Annotated in this window: 16 protein-coding genes; 5 read left to right on the top strand and 11 right to left on the bottom strand. The window is 62.4% G+C overall.

What is annotated here, in order from left to right; genetic code table 11:
- The first annotated feature begins 34 nt into the window (after positions 1-34).
- The 3 genes from HMPREF9695_RS04850 to HMPREF9695_RS04840 all read left to right on the top strand — a co-directional run bounded on the left by HMPREF9695_RS04850 (position 35) and on the right by HMPREF9695_RS04840 (position 3,618).
- Complete coding sequence (locus HMPREF9695_RS04850; RefSeq protein WP_006019691.1) at positions 35-1,459, top strand: amidase; 1,425 nt, start codon at positions 35-37, stop codon at positions 1,457-1,459.
- 68 nt (positions 1,460-1,527) lie between these two features.
- Positions 1,528-2,823, top strand: coding sequence for an O-acetylhomoserine aminocarboxypropyltransferase (locus HMPREF9695_RS04845; protein ID WP_006019690.1), 1,296 nt, complete (start codon positions 1,528-1,530; stop codon positions 2,821-2,823).
- Between the two features lie 3 nt (positions 2,824-2,826).
- On the top strand, positions 2,827-3,618 hold the full coding sequence (locus HMPREF9695_RS04840; RefSeq protein WP_006019689.1) for an alpha/beta fold hydrolase: 792 nt from the start codon (positions 2,827-2,829) through the stop codon (positions 3,616-3,618).
- Here the strand turns inward: HMPREF9695_RS04840 and HMPREF9695_RS04835 are convergent.
- From HMPREF9695_RS04835 to HMPREF9695_RS04810, 6 genes are all read right to left on the bottom strand, one after another.
- Positions 3,607-4,314: an ABC transporter ATP-binding protein gene (locus tag HMPREF9695_RS04835; protein ID WP_006019688.1), complete on the bottom strand. Its 708-nt coding sequence runs from the start codon at positions 4,312-4,314 to the stop codon at positions 3,607-3,609. The genes HMPREF9695_RS04840 and HMPREF9695_RS04835 overlap by 12 nt on opposite strands.
- Complete coding sequence (locus HMPREF9695_RS04830) at positions 4,304-5,038, bottom strand: ABC transporter ATP-binding protein (RefSeq protein ID WP_006019687.1); 735 nt, start codon at positions 5,036-5,038, stop codon at positions 4,304-4,306. Before HMPREF9695_RS04830 ends, HMPREF9695_RS04835 begins: the two co-directional genes overlap by 11 nt.
- On the bottom strand, positions 5,035-6,042 hold the full coding sequence (locus HMPREF9695_RS04825) for a branched-chain amino acid ABC transporter permease (RefSeq protein WP_006019686.1): 1,008 nt from the start codon (positions 6,040-6,042) through the stop codon (positions 5,035-5,037). Before HMPREF9695_RS04825 ends, HMPREF9695_RS04830 begins: the two co-directional genes overlap by 4 nt.
- Positions 6,042-6,920, bottom strand: coding sequence for a branched-chain amino acid ABC transporter permease (locus HMPREF9695_RS04820; protein ID WP_024920640.1), 879 nt, complete (start codon positions 6,918-6,920; stop codon positions 6,042-6,044). The genes HMPREF9695_RS04825 and HMPREF9695_RS04820 overlap by 1 nt, the downstream gene beginning before the upstream one ends.
- A gap of 108 nt (positions 6,921-7,028) precedes the next feature.
- On the bottom strand, positions 7,029-8,282 hold the full coding sequence (locus HMPREF9695_RS04815) for an ABC transporter substrate-binding protein (protein ID WP_041711312.1): 1,254 nt from the start codon (positions 8,280-8,282) through the stop codon (positions 7,029-7,031).
- Between the two features lie 61 nt (positions 8,283-8,343).
- The gene (locus HMPREF9695_RS04810) at positions 8,344-9,168 is read right to left on the bottom strand and encodes a putative hydro-lyase (RefSeq protein WP_006019683.1); all 825 of its coding nucleotides are present in this window, start codon (positions 9,166-9,168) and stop codon (positions 8,344-8,346) included.
- 114 nt (positions 9,169-9,282) lie between these two features.
- Between HMPREF9695_RS04810 and HMPREF9695_RS04805 the strand changes: the two genes are divergently transcribed.
- Entirely contained in the window at positions 9,283-10,239 is a 957-nt protein-coding gene (locus HMPREF9695_RS04805; protein WP_006019682.1) for a LysR family transcriptional regulator, read from the top strand.
- Here the strand turns inward: HMPREF9695_RS04805 and HMPREF9695_RS04800 are convergent.
- Positions 10,193-10,447, bottom strand: coding sequence for a DUF6894 family protein (locus tag HMPREF9695_RS04800; protein WP_024573833.1), 255 nt, complete (start codon positions 10,445-10,447; stop codon positions 10,193-10,195). The genes HMPREF9695_RS04805 and HMPREF9695_RS04800 overlap by 47 nt on opposite strands.
- A 123-nt stretch (positions 10,448-10,570) precedes the next feature.
- Between HMPREF9695_RS04800 and HMPREF9695_RS04795 the strand changes: the two genes are divergently transcribed.
- Entirely contained in the window at positions 10,571-11,329 is a 759-nt protein-coding gene (locus HMPREF9695_RS04795) for a sulfite exporter TauE/SafE family protein (protein ID WP_006019680.1), read from the top strand.
- A gap of 4 nt (positions 11,330-11,333) precedes the next feature.
- On the opposite strand, the gene HMPREF9695_RS04790 is transcribed toward HMPREF9695_RS04795, so the two are convergent.
- The 4 genes from HMPREF9695_RS04790 to HMPREF9695_RS04775 are packed head-to-tail and all read right to left on the bottom strand — an operon-like array spanning position 11,334 to position 16,377.
- Entirely contained in the window at positions 11,334-12,173 is an 840-nt protein-coding gene (locus tag HMPREF9695_RS04790; RefSeq protein WP_006019679.1) for an aldo/keto reductase, read from the bottom strand.
- A 13-nt stretch (positions 12,174-12,186) separates the two neighbouring features.
- Entirely contained in the window at positions 12,187-13,275 is a 1,089-nt protein-coding gene (locus HMPREF9695_RS04785) for a lipocalin-like domain-containing protein (protein ID WP_006019678.1), read from the bottom strand.
- A complete protein-coding gene (locus tag HMPREF9695_RS04780; RefSeq protein WP_006019677.1) occupies positions 13,265-15,727 on the bottom strand; it encodes an ABC transporter permease in 2,463 nt (820 codons plus the stop codon). The genes HMPREF9695_RS04785 and HMPREF9695_RS04780 overlap by 11 nt, the downstream gene beginning before the upstream one ends.
- A complete protein-coding gene (locus HMPREF9695_RS04775; protein WP_208856391.1) occupies positions 15,724-16,377 on the bottom strand; it encodes an ABC transporter ATP-binding protein in 654 nt (217 codons plus the stop codon). The genes HMPREF9695_RS04780 and HMPREF9695_RS04775 overlap by 4 nt, the downstream gene beginning before the upstream one ends.
- Positions 16,378-16,394 lie beyond the last annotated feature (17 nt).

Here is a 16,394-nt window from a genome sequence, read left to right as displayed (position 1 = left end):
GCATCAAAGCAGCCAACAAACGGGAGGCAATTTCGTGGGGTCCAGTGAAGAACTCGTGCAGGCAACGGCCTGCGATATCGTCGAGCGGCTGCGCAAGAACGAGATTACACCCCACGACCTGCTCGACGCGCTGGAAACCAGAATTCGGAAAGTAGACGGCGAGGTCAATGCCCTCCCCATTCTCTCTTTCGATCGCGCCCGCGACCACGCCGACGAGCTGATGAAAAAGCCGGTCGCCGAACGCGGCCTGCTTGCCGGTATGCCCGTCCCGATCAAGGACCTCACCGACGTTGCCGGCGTGCGGACTACGCAGGGTTCGCCGATCTTCAAGGACGTCGTCGCCAGCAAATCCAACATCGTGGTCGAAAACCTCGAGACCAACGGCGCGATCGTTTACGCCAAATCCAATACACCGGAATTCGGCGCCGGTGCCCAAACCTTCAATGAAGTGTTCGGCGCGACGCGAAACCCGTGGAATCTCTCCCGCTCGGCCTCCGGCTCATCAGGCGGCGCGGCGGCCGCGCTCGCCAGCGGCACGGCATGGCTGGCGCACGGCACCGACGTCGGCGGCTCGCTGCGCAATCCCGCCAGCTTCTGCGGCGTGGTCGGCATGCGTCCCAGCATCGGCCGGGTTGCGCATTCGCAAGCGGCGAAAGTCGACCGCACGCTCAGCGCCGACGGGCCGATGGCCCGCAATGTCGAAGATCTGGCGCTGCTGTTGGATGCCATGTCCGGCGAACACATCGGCGACGCGTTGTCATTGCCACGCTTGCCGACCTCCTTTCTCTCTGCCGCACGTTCGGGCGCGAAACCGAAACGCATCGCCTACTCCGCCACACTCGGCATCTCGCCCGTTGACCCGGAGGTCGCCGAGATCACGCGAAAGGCCGCGCACCGTTTTGCCGAAGCTGGCGTGATCGTCGAGGAAGCGCATCCTGATTTCAGGGAAGCCGTGGAATGCGCCCATGTGCTGCGCGCATATGATTATGTGCTGACCAAAGGCAAATTGCTCAAGTCGCATCGCGACCAGCTGAAGCCGGAAGTGATCTGGAACATCGAGGAAGGTCTAAAACTCACTCTCGCAGACATCGAGCGGGCCGAAGCACAGCGCGTCACCCTGATGAACCGCGCCATCGCCTTCTTTGAAACCTACGACCTGCTGCTCTGCCCGACCACCATCGTCGCACCATTCCCGGTCGAGCAGCGCTATCTCGCCGAATGCAACGGCGTAAAGTTCGACAACTATGTCGGCTGGCTCGCCATTGTATCCGCGATCACGATTGCCTGCTGCCCAGGTCTCTCGATCCCCTGCGGTTTCACCCGCGAGAATCTGCCGGTGGGATTGCAGATCGTCGCGCCGCCGCGCGGCGAGGCCCGCGCACTTGCTGGCGGCAAGATTCTGGAGAATATCCTCGGATTAGGCGCCATCACCCCGATCGATCCGCGGCCGGGCAAGTGATTCCGAAGCGGCCTTGCAATCAACGGCTCTGCGTGAAAGATACGGCACCCGGCAACCAGAGAAGATAAATGGCAGCGCCCAAACCTCCTGCGTTCGACACGCTCAGCCTGCATGCGGGCCAGCATCCCGATCCCGTCACCGGCTCGCGCGCCGTGCCGATCTATCAGACCACATCCTATGTGTTTCAGGACGCCGATCATGCCGCTGCGCTTTTCAATCTGGAGCGCGCGGGCCACATCTATACCCGCATTTCCAACCCCACCATCGCGGTGCTTGAGGAACGGCTCGCGGCGCTGGAAAACGGCGTCGGCGCGGTCTGCACCGCCAGCGGCATGGCGGCGCTGCATCTGGCCATCGCCACGCTTCTCAACGCCGGCGATCATATCGTCGCGTCCGCATCGCTCTATGGCGGAACGATCAACCTGTTGACCCATACGTTGCCGCGCTTCGGCATTACCACGACCTTCGTCAAGCCACGCGACCTCGACGGCATTAAGGCCGCGATCAAGCCGAACACCAAGCTTGTGATCGGCGAGACCATCGGCAATCCCGGCCTCGAAGTGCTGGATATTCCCGCCGTCGCGAAGATCGCGCATAACGCTGGCATTCCGCTGCTGATCGACAATACATTCGCGACGCCTTACCTCTCCCGCCCGATCGAGCTTGGTGCAGACATTGTCATGAACTCGATCACCAAGTGGATCGGTGGTCATGGCATCGCCATCGGCGGCGTGATCGTCGACGGCGGACACTTCGACTGGGAGAAGTCCGGCAAGTTCCCGACCCTGACGACGCCCTATGCCGGTTATCATGGCATTGTCTTCAGCGAGGAATTCGGACCGCAGGCGTTCATCATGCGCGCCCGCGCCGAAGGTTTGCGCGATTTCGGCGCGTGCCTGTCGCCGACCAATGCGTTCCAGATTTTGCAAGGCGTCGAGACCCTTCACGTCCGCATGCAGCGCCATGTGGAGAATGCCGTCGCCGTTCTGGAATTCCTGAAATCGAACAAGGCCGTCGAGTGGGTGCTGCATCCGTCGCTCGACAATCATCCTGATCATGAGCTTGCCAAAAAACTGCTGCCGCGCGGCGCGGGCTCGATCATCACCTTCGGCATCAAGGGCGGGCGCGATGCGGGCCGCAAGTTCATCGAAGCGCTGAAACTCGCCAGCCATCTGGCAAACGTCGGCGACGCCAAGACGCTGGTCATTCATCCCGCCAGCACCACGCATCAGCAGATGAACGCCGAACAGTTGAAAGTCGCGGGCATCGGCGAAGAACTGATCCGCCTGTCCATCGGCATCGAAGCCGCCGAGGACATCATTGGCGATCTCAGCCAGGCGCTTCGCTTTTCGCAGAAAGCTTGAGACATGATTCTGACGGTGGACGGCGCCAAGGTTTTCGCGACAACGGGCGGCAAGCCCTTCAATCCGGAACTGCCGCTGGTGGTTTTCCTGCACGGCGCCGGTTTCGATCATTCGATGTGGGCGCTGTTCAGCCGGTGGTTTTCCCATCATGGTTACAGTGTGCTGGCGCCGGATCTTCCGGGACATGGACGCTCAGAGGGACAGCTCATTTCGTCTATCGGCGGAATGGCGGACTGGACGATCAAGCTGATCGAAGCGGCCGGTGCGAAGAAGGCCGGTCTTGTCGGTCATTCGATGGGGTCGCTGATCGCGCTCGATGCCGCGGCGCGCTACCCGGACAAGGTCTCCTCTCTCTCGCTGATCGGAGTCGGCGGCGCGATGCCGGTGTCCCCTGACCTGCTCAACGCGGCGAAGGATAACAACCACGACGCCATCGACATGGTGTCGATCTGGGGTTTCGGTTTCGCCGCGGGCCTCGGCGGCTCGCAGGCTCCCGGCCTGTGGATGCTTGGCGGCGGCATGCGCGTGCTGGAGCGCGATGCGCCCGGCGTGCTTCACAACGATCTTGCGGCCTGCAACGATTACAAGACCGCGATGGAGGCAGCCGCAAAGGTCACCGCCGCCACCACGCTCATTCTCGGCGAGCGCGATATGATGACGCCGCTCAAATCGGGCAAGCAACTCGCTGCCGCGATTGCGGGATCGAACCCGGTCGTGCTGCCCCGCGCAGGTCACATGATGACGGCGGAGCGGCCTGACGATGTGCTCAAGGCGTTGATCGCGTCACATGCCTAGATAGATGCGCCGCACTTCCGGATTGGACTTGATGTCGGCCGCGGGGCCGCTCATCACCACCTTGCCGGTTTGCAGCACATAAGCGCGGTCGGAGATTTCAAGACTCTCCGACAGCCGCTGCTCGACCAGCAGAACGGTGACGCCGTTATTGCGGATCTGCTGCACCGCCTGGAAAATCTCATCGACCAGTTTCGGCATGATACCCTGCGACGGCTCATCGAGCATCAGCAGGCGCGGCCGCGTCATCAGCGCACGGGCGATCGCCAGCATCTGCTGCTCGCCGCCGGACAGCGTCGCCGCTCGCTGCGACAGGCGCTCTTCGAGACGCGGAAACAGCTTGAACACAAACTCGAGCGGACTGTCGCGATCCGGGCTGCCGCGATGCAGATAGCTGCCGAGCCGCAGATTGTCGGCGACGCTGAGGCGCGGGAACAGCCGTTTGTTCTCCGGCACGAAGGCCAGCCCCCGCGCGGTGATCAGATGCGCCGGAATGGTATCGATCCGTTCGCCGACGAAATTCACCGATCCTGACTTCGGCTTTTCCATCCCGGCGATGGATTTCAGCAAGGTCGATTTACCCGCGCCGTTCGCCCCCGCGACGGTGACAATCTCGCCGGAATCGACATTGATCGAGATGTCGGAGATCGCGATCAGGCCGCGATAAGCCGTGGTGAGGTTCGCGACATCAAGCAACACGGTGACGATCCCCCAGATAGGCCGCGATCACCTTCTCGTCGCGCACGACTTCTTTCGGCAATCCCTCCGCCAGCACCTTGCCGAGATGCAGCACCACGGCGCGGTCCACCAGCGGCATCACAACCTCCATGACGTGCTCGACCATCACGACGGTGACCCCGGTGTCCCTCACCTTGCGGATCAGGTCGACGCCCGCCGCAGCTTCGCTGGGCGTGAGACCGGTCAGCACTTCATCGAGCAGCAACAGCTTTGGTTCGGTCGCCAGCGCACGCGCGACTTCAAGCCGACGCTTCTGCGGCGGGGTCAGGTCTCCTGCGGACGCGTCGGCATGCGCTGCAAGGCCGACGTAATCCAGGACATCGAGCGCCTTGGCGCGAGCCTGCAACACGCCCGGATAGCGCACGAACGCACCGACAGTGACATTCTCGACCACCGACATGGAATCGAACGAGCGCGGCACCTGATAGGTGCGCGCAATGCCGAGATCGCAGCGGTCGGCCGCAGGCAGCGGTGTAATGTCCCGCCCGTCAAATTCGATCACGCCGAAGGACACCGGAAACGCCCCCGCGATCAGGTTGAACAGCGTCGACTTGCCCGCGCCGTTCGGACCGATCAGCCCGAGGATTTCGCCGCGCCTGACATCGAGATCGATGGAATCATTGGCCACCAATCCGTCGAAGCGGCGTGTCACGCTACGGCAAGTGACAAGCGGCTTTTCGGTCATGCTGTCGCCCCGCGCTTTGCAGGCTTGATGATGCTGAGAATGCCCTCAGGCCGCGTGAGCGACACGATCATGACCAGCCCGCCATAGATCACGAGGTCAAGACCGGAACCCGAACCGCCAAGATAGGAGCGCGTCAGCTCGGCCAGCGGTATCAGGATCAGCGCGCCGATCGCCGGCCCCCACAGCGATCCGACACCGCCGAGCACGGCAGGCAGCGCCATGAGCAGCGAGAAACGGAAATGCATCACGCTGTCCGGATCGATATAGGAGACGAACGCGGCATAGAAGCCGCCGCCGACTGCGGTAAAAAATGCCGAGATCGCGGCGGCCGCCATCTTGGAGTGGAAGATCGTAACGCCGAGGCTTTCCGCCGCCTCCGCGTTGTCTTTCACGGCGCGCCACCAGTAACCCCACTTCGACTCGACGATGGCGAATGTCACCAGCCAGGTGACCGCGAACAGTGCGAGCGCGAAATAGAAGTAAGGCGCCTTGTCCCGCGCGAACTGCAACGTCCACCATGAGTCCGGAGTAAATGGCCACTGGATGCCGAGCGCGGCGCCGGCATAGTCCCAGTTATGAAACAGCAGCAGGCCAATTTCGGCGATGACGATGGTCGCGATCGAGAAATAGTGCCCCTTGAGCCGGAAACACGGATAGCCGAGCGCCAGCGCGATCAGCGCGGCGATGATCCCGCCCGTGAGAAGCCCGCCCCATGGCGTGATGCCAAACTTCACATAGAGGATGCTGGTCGCGTAAGCGCCGATCCCGAAATACAACGCGTGTCCCAGCGACACCTGTCCGCAATAACCACCGAGCAGGTTCCAGCTCTGCGACAGCGCCGCGAACAGGAGCGTCAGGATCAGCACATTCATCATATAAACGTCGGTGACCAGACGCGGCACCAGCGCGATGACCACAAATACGGCGAGCGCTGTCAGAAGCTGCCGCCGCCGGCCCCCGATGAACGAGGACATTGAGGATGTGGTGATGGTGTTCTGGGTCATCACAGCCTCCCGAACAGGCCGCTCGGCCTGACGAACAGGACCAGCAGGTAGAGTGAATAGACGCCGACCGACTTCAGCGATGCCGGCAGGATCAGAGTCGTCAGCGCCTCGACCAGCCCGACGATCACGCCCGCGACCAGCGCGCCGAAGATACTTCCGAAGCCGCCGAGCGCAACGGTGACATAAGCGATCAGCGCAAAGGTGCCGCCGACCTGCGGATGGATGTAATAAAAGATCGCCAGCACCGCGCCCGCAATTCCGACCAGCGCGGCGCCAAGCCCCCAGCCAAGCGCGAACACGCGGTTGCGATCGATGCCGACCAGCGCCACCGCCCCCTGGTCTTCGCGCGTCGCTTCCAGCGCTTTGCCAAAGTCGGTGCGGGTAATCAGCCAGTACAGTCCGGCGAACACTGCCAATGAGACCGCCCCGCCGAAAATCTGCGGCCACGGCAGAAACACTCCGCCCACGTTGAGGGTCTTTCCGCCGAGCCAGGTGTTGGCGATGTTGCGATAGTCTGGCGTGAAGAAGTACTGCGCCAGACCCTGGATCAGCAGCGCGAGACCGAAGGTCGCGAAAATCTGCACCATGCCGGGATTGGCCTTGGCGCGCATCGCATAGCGAATGATGCCGGCATAGACCGACACACCCAGCACGAACATCAGCGCCACCACCAATGGCGCCAGCACGACGGGATCGAGTGCCGTCATGAAGACCAGCCCGAAGGTCGCGTACATCGCGAGCATCAGGAATTCGCCGTGGGCGAAGTTGACCACGTCCATCAGACCGAAGATCAGCGACAGGCCAACCGCAATCAACGCGTAGATCAGCCCCATCAGAAGGCCGCTCGCGATTACCTGAAGAAAGGCCTGTGTTGTCACCGGAAGCAATCCATCACGGGAAAGGTGCAAGGCGGCCCCGCCGCCGGGAACTACGGTCGCAGCATTCATGAAAGAGGCGCCGGCATGAAGCCAGCGCCTTGTCGCACCTTAGCCGTTCATCGGCCATTTCGGCTCGGCGATCGCGGCCTGTTCCGGAAACACGGTGACGAACTTGCCGCCGAGATATTGCAGCAGCACCGGATCGGCATCGTCGTTCTGGCCTTCGGCGGTGAACTTGATGCGCTTCCACGGCATGATCGTCTTCTCGCCGGGCGTATCGGTGGCCGCCAGCGCCGCGCGGATCTTTTCGCCGTCGGTGGACTTTGCACGATCGATGGCGTCGGCCAGAACGAGAATTGCGGTCAACTGCCGCGAGGTATTGTCGTTGAGATCGCGGTTGGCGCGCGCCTTGAACATTTCGTTGACCTTGCCGACCGACGGGCGCTTGGCCGCGAGGTCCAGCGAGAAGCTGGCGCGCGAGATCATGCCGTTGAGCTTGTCGCCCACCGCGTCGAAGGTCGCCTTGTCCGAGAAGCCCGCCGCCTGCGCGAGAATGTTGTTCGGCTTGTAGCCGAGTTCGTCCATGGTCTTCATCAGGAGAATCGTGTCGGTGGTGTAGCTCGACGGCAGCAGCACATCCGGATTGGCGCTCTTGATCTGTTGCACCTCGGCGGTCAGCGATGGCGAAGAAGCGCGATACTTGATGTCGACGGCGACCTTGTAGCCACGGTCGGCGGCGAGCTTGCGCTGCACATTCGAGGAGTCGGTTCCGAAGATGGTATCTTCGTAGAACAACCCCACGCTGTCGATCTTCTTGCCCTTCTTCTTCAGCGCATCCATGAACTGGAACATCGCAAGCGAGAACATCTCGTCATGCGCGGCAGCCCGGAAGAAAAACTTGAGGCCGCGGCGATGCAGGCTGGGCGACGACGAGTCGGCCGCTAGATAGGGAATGCCGTAGCGCTCGCAGGATGCGCTGACCGTCGCCGACACCGATGAATGGAAAGCGCCGCAGATGGCAACCACTTTGTCCTGGGTGATCAGGCGCTCGGCCTCGGCGCGGCCCTTCTGCGGATCCCCCTGATGGTCGGCGAAAACAAGCTTGATCTTGGCGTTGCCGAGGCCGGCAAGGCCCGCATTCTTCGCCGTCGGCAGGTCGAGATCGTGCGATCCGTTGACGATGTCCACCGCGGTTTCCAGTGCATGGCGCGCATCGGCGCCGATCTGCGCTGTCGGCCCCGTGAGCGGCCAGATGCAGCCGATCAGGACTTCGCCGCCCTGCGCGAAGGCGCGCGTTCCGACGGTACCGGCCAGAGACAGGGCAACACCGGACAACAATACTTCGCGACGATTCATCGACATTACTCCTGTGTGTGACGACGCCTTATTTCAGGCAAAGACTTTGTGGCTGGTTGGGCAAATTTCACTGAATCGAAAATTCCGAATTGCGGACGTCCGTCACCAGCATATGGCCCGGTGCGTGAGTAATCGCGAAATCAGGCCGCGATTGCAGAATGACCGATTGCGGCGTCACTCCGCACGCCCAAAATACCGGCACCTCGTCGGGCTGAATGCTCACTGCGTCGCCATAGTCAGGCTTGGAAATATCCTTGATGCCGATCATCTCCGGCTTGTCGAAATGCACCGGCGCACCGTGCACAGCCGGGAAACGCGTGGTGATCTGAATCGCGCGGATCGCTTCCGCAGGCTTGAACGGCCGCATCGAGACGACCAGTTGTCCCGCGAACGGACCCGCGGAGGCGCAGGGAACGTTGGTGCGATACATCGGGACGTTCCGCTTCTCCTCGATATGGCGGATCTTCAGCCCGTCGGCGATCAGCGCTTCCTCGAACGAAAATGAGCAGCCGAGAACGAAGGCGACGAGATCATCGCGCCAGTGCGCCATGATGTCAGTCGGCTCTTCAACCAGCTTCCCGTCGCGCCAGATCCGGTAACGCGGCAGATCGGTGCGCAGATCAAGGTCGACGCCGAGCGCCGGAATGCGGGGATCGCCGACTTCGGACATACCGATGATCGGGCATGGCTTGGGATTGAGCTGGCAGAACCGGTGGAACGACGAAGCGAGTTTTTCCGGGAGGATGGCGAGATTGCCCTGAACGAAGCCCGGCGCAACGCCGGCCGTCACCCCCACCTTGCCGGACCGATAGGCCAGCCGCGCGTCCCGGCTCGGGAGATCAGCGCCCGAGCGCTGACCGGTTGGAGACATCTGCTGGGCTGCCGAAAGCATAAGACCACTCCATTTATCGCAGAAAAGAGTGGATCATTGCCGTTCGATAAAGTCTAGTCGTGTTTTCTTATAAGAAACGATAAGCTGAACTAATAGGTAGCGAGATAAACGGGCATGATCGATTTCAAGTCAATCGAGACGTTTCTCTGGGTGGTGACGCTTGGAAGCTTCGGCGGCGCAGCGCGAAAGCTCAACACCACCCAGCCCGCAATCTCTCAGCGCATCGCCCAGCTTGAAACCGAGATCGGCGTGAAGCTTCTGCAACGCGACAGCCGCACCGTGATGCCGACGCCGAGCGGACGGCAGATGATGCAGTATGCCGAGAAGCTGATCGCGCTGCGCTCCGAGATGCTGGCCGCGGTGATGGATCGATCCGCGATGCGCGGCATCCTGCGTCTCGGCGTTTCCGAGACGATCGTTCACACCTGGCTGCCGCAACTGATCGAACGCGTCGCAAGCACACATCCAAATCTGTCGCTCGAAGTCGAAGTCGACATCACGCCGAATCTTCGCGCGCGGCTGCTGGCGCAGGAGATCGATCTCGCGTTTTGTCTCGGGCCGTTGTCGTTCTCGAACGTGCGCAACCGCGTGCTTTGCGATTATCCGATTTCGTTTGTCGCCAGCCCCATGCTTGGTCTCGGCGACCGCGTGCTGACGGTGCATGATCTGGCGCGGTTCGCGATCATCACATTCGCACGCAAGACGCAGCCATATGAAATCGTGAGATCCCTGTTCAATCGGCCCGATCTGCCGCACACAAGGCTGCACGCCAGCGCCTCACTGGGAACAGTGATCCGCATGGCGACCGATGGTCTGGGAGTCGCAGTGATCCCGACAGCGATCGTCGAGCGTGAACTGGCGGAAGGCCAGCTTCGTCTCCTGTCCACCGATCTGCATGTACCGACGCTGACATTTACGGCAAGCTGGCTGGCTTCACCGGACACACTTGCGGCTGAGCTGGTCGCCGATGTTGCCGCCAAGCTGGCGCAGGGCGAAGACGACCCTGCGGCGTCCCAACGCGGTATCAGTGCCGCGACTGTGGCTCGTCCGGAATCTCAAGCGCTTCGCTGAACGGAAACTCGAGCACGATTTCGCCGGCTTCGTCGGTGACTTCGAGTGACGCCGACAGCAGGCCCGGTTCCTTGCCCTCTTCCTGAAGGATCTGCCGGATGGTCGCACGCGCGACCTCCCAGGCGTGATCCGGGTCGCGCAGCTCCTCGCCCTCGGGGTCCGGAATAAGCGTCTCGCCAATACGGGTGTTGAAGAAGTAGCGGGGCATGGCCGAGATGTATTGTCGCCATGGCAAACCCACAAGGGCGTCCTGCATTTCTGCGCGGCGATAGCAGTTGATCTGGACGGGCTTTTTGAGGCCTAAGTGAAAGCTATCTGACGGAATCATGACGTGCATACCATCATCACCGAGCCGTTGTTCTATTTCGTGGCGGTTCCGGCGGTGATCCTGCTGGGGCTGGCCAAAGGCGGTTTCTCGGGGCTCGGCATCGCGTCGACGCCGCTGCTGGCTCTTTATCTTCCGCCGCTGGAAGCCGCTGCGCTGATCCTGCCGATTTTGATCACGCAGGACGTGATCTCGATTTACGTCTACCGGCGCGATTGGGATGGATGGAATCTGAAAGTCATGCTGCCTGGCGCGATCGCCGGCATGGCGCTCGGCTGGTTGCTGGCCTCACATTTGTCCGACGCCCTTGTCCGCATCATCATCGGTCTCATCGGGCTCGCCTTTGTTGCCAACACCTGGCTGCGCCGCGGCCGGATCGAACCGCATCCGGCAACGGCGGTCAGCGGCGTTTTCTGGGGCGGGGTCTCGGGATTCACCTCATTCATGACGCAGGGCGGCGGCCCGCCATTTCAGGTGCACGTTCTGCCCCAGCGTCTCCCAAAGCTGACGCTGGTGGGCACGACCACGATCTTTTTCGCGGTCGTCAATGTCCTGAAGATCGGCCCCTATTTCATGCTCGACCAGTTCACCACGAAGAACTTCGCGACGTCGCTGTTGCTGCTGCCGATTGCGGTTCTCGCGAATTTCGCGGGCATCTGGCTGGTCCGCAAGACGCCGACCGGACTGTTCTACAACATCGCCTATTTGCTGCTGTTCATCATCTCGCTCCTGCTGCTCTGGCAGGGCGTCGCGGCAGTGATCTAGAGCATTAGAGCATCGGCAGGTTGCGCGGTTCACGACCCAGGGGAAACGCCTTGTCGAGCGCCGCGATATCGCTTTCCGTCAAGGTGATGCTCCCCGCGCCGGCATTCTCGGCCGCATGGCTTGACGACGACGCCTTGGGGATCGCGAACATCGGCGGCTGCCGCGTCAGGAAACTCAGCGCCACCTGACGCGGCGTTGCATTGTACCTTGCAGCGATCTGTTGCAGGACCTTGCCGCCGGCCGACTGCGGAGCCGGAAAATCATCGTGTCCGAACGGCGAATACGCCACCACGGCCACGCCATGCGCCTCGCACCACGGGATCACCGAATGTTCGATGGCGCGTTCGTTCAGATGATAGAGCACCTGATTGCAGGCGATACGTCCCTCGCCCGCGACATCGGCCAGTTCCGCAAGGTCGCCCGCATCGAAATTGCTGACACCCCATGAGCCGATCTTTCCCGCACTGACCAGTTCTTCGAAGGCAGCGACCGTGTCTTCCAGCGGATACGATCCGCGCCAATGCAGCAGATAGCAATCCAGACGGTCGGTCTTGAGCCGCTTCAGCGAACGGTCGCACGCCTGGATCGTCCCCTTGCGCGAAGCATTGCTGGGCAACACTTTTGAGACTAGAAACACCTCGTCGCGCCGGCCGTCGATCGCCTCCGCGACCACAAGTTCGGCATCGCCGTACATCTCTGCGGTGTCGATATGGGTCATGCCGAGATCGAGGCCGCAGCGCAGCGCCGTCACCGCCGATTTGCGGTCACCATGATCGATGTACCAGGTGCCCTGCCCGATGACTGAGGTTTGCTGTCCCGTCTGGCCGAATGGCTTCTGCTTCATTCTGTGTTCTTTCTCAGTAACCCGTCATTTCAAGATAGCCGACACCTGCATGGCTGCCTTTGAAATTGATCGGGCCTTCCCAATAGGCGAAGCGCGTTCCCATCCAGCTTTTGGCATTGAGCGGGACGCCCTCGATCTTCAGCCCGCGATCCGCAATCGCAACAGTCCATGACGTCGGCAGCTTGCGGCTCTCGATGGTGGTAAATCCGGCCGGTGTCATGATGATCGAATCCGGCGCCAGCGGCACCGACCGTCCCTCACGTTCAATCCAGTTGCCGGCGAAATAGTTCCGTCCGTCTTTCTGACGCAGACGAAACAGCATGACTTTCTCGCCTGAATCGAGATGCAGCGAGAACCAGTCCCAGCCGGTCTGATCGGACGCCAGCGGCTGACTGCTCCATTCACGGTCCATCCACGCGCCACCGGTGACGGCGATCTGTTTCCCGCCAAGCGTGATTGCGCCGGATACATTGAAATATGGCTGGCTGAAATAATACGAGGCCTGACCGCGCTCTGATTTCTTGCTGTAGCCGCCCTCGCCTTGCAGCACCAGCGGACGATCCGCCGCCAGATTCAGGGCGTAACTGAAATCCGCACCGGATGCCGAGACCGCGAGCGGCGCAACAGTCCGCGCGTTGAAACCATCGAGCCCGCGCATCTCCCATGAATCGATCCAGGCATGAAACGGCGATGCGTCGGCGCCCGCCTGCCCAACGCCGCCACGCGCGAATTTCTCGGTGTAGCGGTGGACCTCCGCGCTGGTGATCGCCGCGTGACCCATCCAGATCTGCTGATTGGCCCAGCCATCTCGCTGTGCGCCCGGCGCCGTTGCCTGCCGGAACAGTGTCCATTGCGCGCCCCACTGCGCGCCGTTTGTGTCCTTCAGATTCGCCGTAAGATACCACCACTCGATCCGGTAATCCGGATGCGGACCGTGTTCGCGCGGAAACTCTAGCACCTTGCCGGGCACGACGCCTGCAAAGCCTTCGCTCTCACCGCCCAGTCCCGCAAAGCCCTGCGCACGCGCGAGCGAGCCACCAAGGGTGGCGAGCAGGCCGCCGCCGAGGAATGCCCGGCGGCTGGTGCGGAGATCAGCGCTCATTGGCGAATATCTTCGCAAGAGTTGCAGGTTGCAGGCGCATCAGACGCAGGATCGGCAAACACGTCGCAAGCAGTGCGGCCAGCATGGCGATGACAAGCAGTTGCGCCAGTTGCGCCGGGAAGACATGGAACGGCAATCGCCATCCGAACGCCTTGACGTTCACCACCGCCACCAGACACCACGCCACCAGCAAACCGAGCGGCAGCGCCAGCAGTGCCGTGATGAACGCGACCGACATGGTTTTCAAAAGTTCGATCGCTGCGAGCCGCCGCCGCGTCAGCCCGAGCGCCCACAGCGGCGCCAACTGAGGAAGCCGGCTGTTGCTCAGCGTCAGCAGGCTGGTCAGCAGCGCTACGCCGGCCACACCGAGGGTGAATGCGTTCAGCGCGGTCGTGACCGAGAACGTGCGGTTGAAGATGCGCGTCGACTCGGCCTTGAGTGTCGCCTGATCCAGCAGGCGGCTGGTATCGAGACCGAATTTTGCGCGCATCGCCGCGACGAGTTCAGGCACGCTTGCCGGCATCACGCGCAGGCCGAACCGCGTCCGCGCAATCTCCGGCCAGTGCGCGGCGAGCGCATCGATGTCGATGCCGATCTGCCCCTTGGGGTTACCATAGTCGGGATAAATTCCCGCGACCGCGACGGACCATTGTCCTGTCGCCGATGGCAGCACGATGTGATCGCCGAGACCGGCTTTCAGCCGCCGCGCGAGTTGTTCGCTGACCAGCAGGCCCTTGCCTGCACGCACCTTATCCCAAACCCCCGGCACGGACTCCAGCAATGGCCAGCGTTCGCGATAGGTCGCGTGATCAGCGAAGCCAAGAACCTCGACCGGCAGCGTGTCCAGCGTCACATCGGTACGCCAGGCCGGGAGGATCGCCTCAACCTCGGGCCGCTGCCGCAGCCACGTTACGATCTCTGCAGCCTGCGCGTCATTGTTTGCGTTCAGATAGACCTCCGCCGCAAGCCGGTCATCGAGCCAGGTGGTGAAGGTTCGCGAGAAGCTCTGCACCATGGTGCCGACGCCGACATTCACCGCGAGCGCGAGCAGCAAAGCCATCAGCGCCAGAGACAGTCCGGGCAGTTGCTGCCGGCTGTCGGCCCAGAACCATTTCACGACAGGCTGAATGGTGCCGCGCTGACCCAAACTCAGCACCGCGCCAAGCAACACCGGCAGCACCAGCGCCGCCGAGAGCAGCATCCCCGCAAGCACCAGAAATCCCGACGTGAGCGAGTCACCGAAATAAAGACAGGCTGCAGCGACGAAAGCGACCGCCACGGCCATTGCGCCCTGCCGCGTCAGCCATCGGTGCTGCGCCTGTTGCCAGGCATAAGGCTGCGCCGCGGCGAGAACCGGCAGACGATAAACACGATAGAGCCCCGCCGCTGCCGCAAGCAGCGCACCGAGCACGCTCATGCCGAGGCCCGACAGCCACCAGCTTGGCCGCAGCGACAGGTGGCCGGGAATTTGCGCGCCATAAAGTCCGCGCAAACTGACCGCGACATCCGGCAGCAGAAACGCCGCGACGACATATCCGCAGATCAATCCGATAACGCCGGACAGCAGCGCAAGCGACACCAGTTCGGTTATGAGCACAATGGTCAGCGCCCTTGCCGAGACGCCGCAGGCGCGCATCGTGCGCAGCATCGGCAGCCGCTGCTCGAACGCGAGCCCGATTGCGGAATGAACGATGAAGAGACCGACCACGAACGACAGCAAGCCGAACGCCGTCAGATTGAGATGGAAGCTGCTGGTGAGGCGTTCGAGGTCGCTCGGCGCGCCTGCTTCGACCAGCAACAGTTTATTGCCGGTGACCTGCTCAAGCGGGGGACGTTTGCTACTGCGCATGTCGCCGACCAGGAGCCGCGAAATCTGATCCGGCATTTTGAGACTGCGCTGTGCGACACCGATATCGACCACCAGCACACCCGGCGCGAGATTGTCCTGGACTGCAAGTGGCGGCAGCGAGATGCCGCTCATCTGCGGCGATGCGCCCTCGGACAGCTTCAGGTCCGCAAGCGTTTCCGGCGCGACCAGCGTTTGCCCAGGTGGGGCGATAAATTTCTGCAAGTCCGCCTGCCCGAGCTCCGGCGCCGATCCCGCACCCGCGGGCAGCGAGAGAGGCTCGATCCCGAGCAGCCGGAACGAGCGGCCGCCGATAAGAACACGGCCCTCGACGACAGGAGACACCGGCCAGTTGGCACGGCGCAGATCGACAAAGAGCTGTTGCGGGAATACCGGGCTGTCGCGCCCGACCAACATCGCGGTGTTGCCGCCGCCGAATGTCGCGGCCGCCCGATCGTAGCTATTGCGCGCCTGCTGATTGAGCGCCTGCACTCCGCTCCACAGCGCCGTGGCGGAGATCAATCCGACCAGCAAGGTCGCAAGCTGCATCCGGTGCCGTTTCCAGTGGCTCAACAGACCCACGAGAATCCAGAACGGACGCGTCATGTGATCCGCCCCGCGCTGAGATGCACCCGCCGGTCGAGCGTCGCGGCAAGCCGCTCGCTGTGCGTCACCATCAGGAAGCCGCAGCCTGTCCGCGCGACCAGATCGCGCGCCAGCGCCAACACATCGTCGGCGGTAGCTTCGTCAAGATTTCCCGTCGGCTCGTCAGCCAGCAGCACAAGCGGCTTGATCGCCAGCGCGCGTCCGATCGCGACGCGCTGTTGCTGCCCGCCGGACAATTGCTCGGGATAGCGGTCGAGCAGCGTACGCAGGCCAAGCCGCTTCACAAGTTCGTCCTGCCATGCCGGGTCGTGCCGGCCGGCGATGCGCGCCTGAAACGCGAGATTGTCACCGACCTGAAGGCTCGGAATGAGATTGAACTGCTGGAACACGAGGCCCAGCCGGTCGCGCCGCATGGCGGCGCGGTCGCTATCGGAGAGGTCGGACACCAGCGCGCCGTCGAGCCAGACCTCGCCGCTATCCGCCTTGTCGAGGCCTGCGATCAGATGAAGAAGGGTGCTCTTGCCGCTGCCGGATTCACCGGTGAGCGCCACGCTCTCGCCTGCGGCCAGCGCAAGATCGACGCCGCGCAAAACCGCAAGCTGCTCTTCCGACGCCCGATAGGATTTGGTGAGATTGCGAACGGTCAACATCATTGTGGCGATCATAC

Origin of the sequence: Afipia broomeae ATCC 49717, from assembly GCF_000314675.2 — a bacterium.
Lineage (GTDB): Bacteria > Pseudomonadota > Alphaproteobacteria > Rhizobiales > Xanthobacteraceae > Afipia > Afipia broomeae.
The sequence above is the reverse complement of the archived record's forward strand: the minus strand, read 5'-3'. Positions and strand labels throughout refer to the sequence as shown.

Bases quoted from the DNA above. Each gene is read 5' to 3' on its own strand.
- HMPREF9695_RS04810 (WP_006019683.1), bottom strand. From the start codon at position 9,168: ATGCTTTCGGCAGCCCAGCAGATGTCTCCAACCGGTCAGCGCTCGGGC.
- HMPREF9695_RS04785 (WP_006019678.1), bottom strand. From the start codon at position 13,275: ATGAGCGCTGATCTCCGCACCAGCCGCCGGGCATTCCTCGGCGGCGGC.
- HMPREF9695_RS04830 (WP_006019687.1), bottom strand. From the start codon at position 5,038: ATGACCGAAAAGCCGCTTGTCACTTGCCGTAGCGTGACACGCCGCTTC.
- HMPREF9695_RS04840 (WP_006019689.1), top strand. From the start codon at position 2,827: ATGATTCTGACGGTGGACGGCGCCAAGGTTTTCGCGACAACGGGCGGC.
- HMPREF9695_RS04790 (WP_006019679.1), bottom strand. From the start codon at position 12,173: ATGAAGCAGAAGCCATTCGGCCAGACGGGACAGCAAACCTCAGTCATC.
- HMPREF9695_RS04775 (WP_208856391.1), bottom strand. From the start codon at position 16,377: ATGTTGACCGTTCGCAATCTCACCAAATCCTATCGGGCGTCGGAAGAG.
- HMPREF9695_RS04815 (WP_041711312.1), bottom strand. From the start codon at position 8,282: ATGTCGATGAATCGTCGCGAAGTATTGTTGTCCGGTGTTGCCCTGTCT.
- HMPREF9695_RS04825 (WP_006019686.1), bottom strand. From the start codon at position 6,042: ATGACCCAGAACACCATCACCACATCCTCAATGTCCTCGTTCATCGGG.
- HMPREF9695_RS04805 (WP_006019682.1), top strand. From the start codon at position 9,283: ATGATCGATTTCAAGTCAATCGAGACGTTTCTCTGGGTGGTGACGCTT.
- HMPREF9695_RS04845 (WP_006019690.1), top strand. From the start codon at position 1,528: ATGGCAGCGCCCAAACCTCCTGCGTTCGACACGCTCAGCCTGCATGCG.
- HMPREF9695_RS04800 (WP_024573833.1), bottom strand. From the start codon at position 10,447: ATGCCCCGCTACTTCTTCAACACCCGTATTGGCGAGACGCTTATTCCG.
- HMPREF9695_RS04780 (WP_006019677.1), bottom strand. From the start codon at position 15,727: ATGACGCGTCCGTTCTGGATTCTCGTGGGTCTGTTGAGCCACTGGAAA.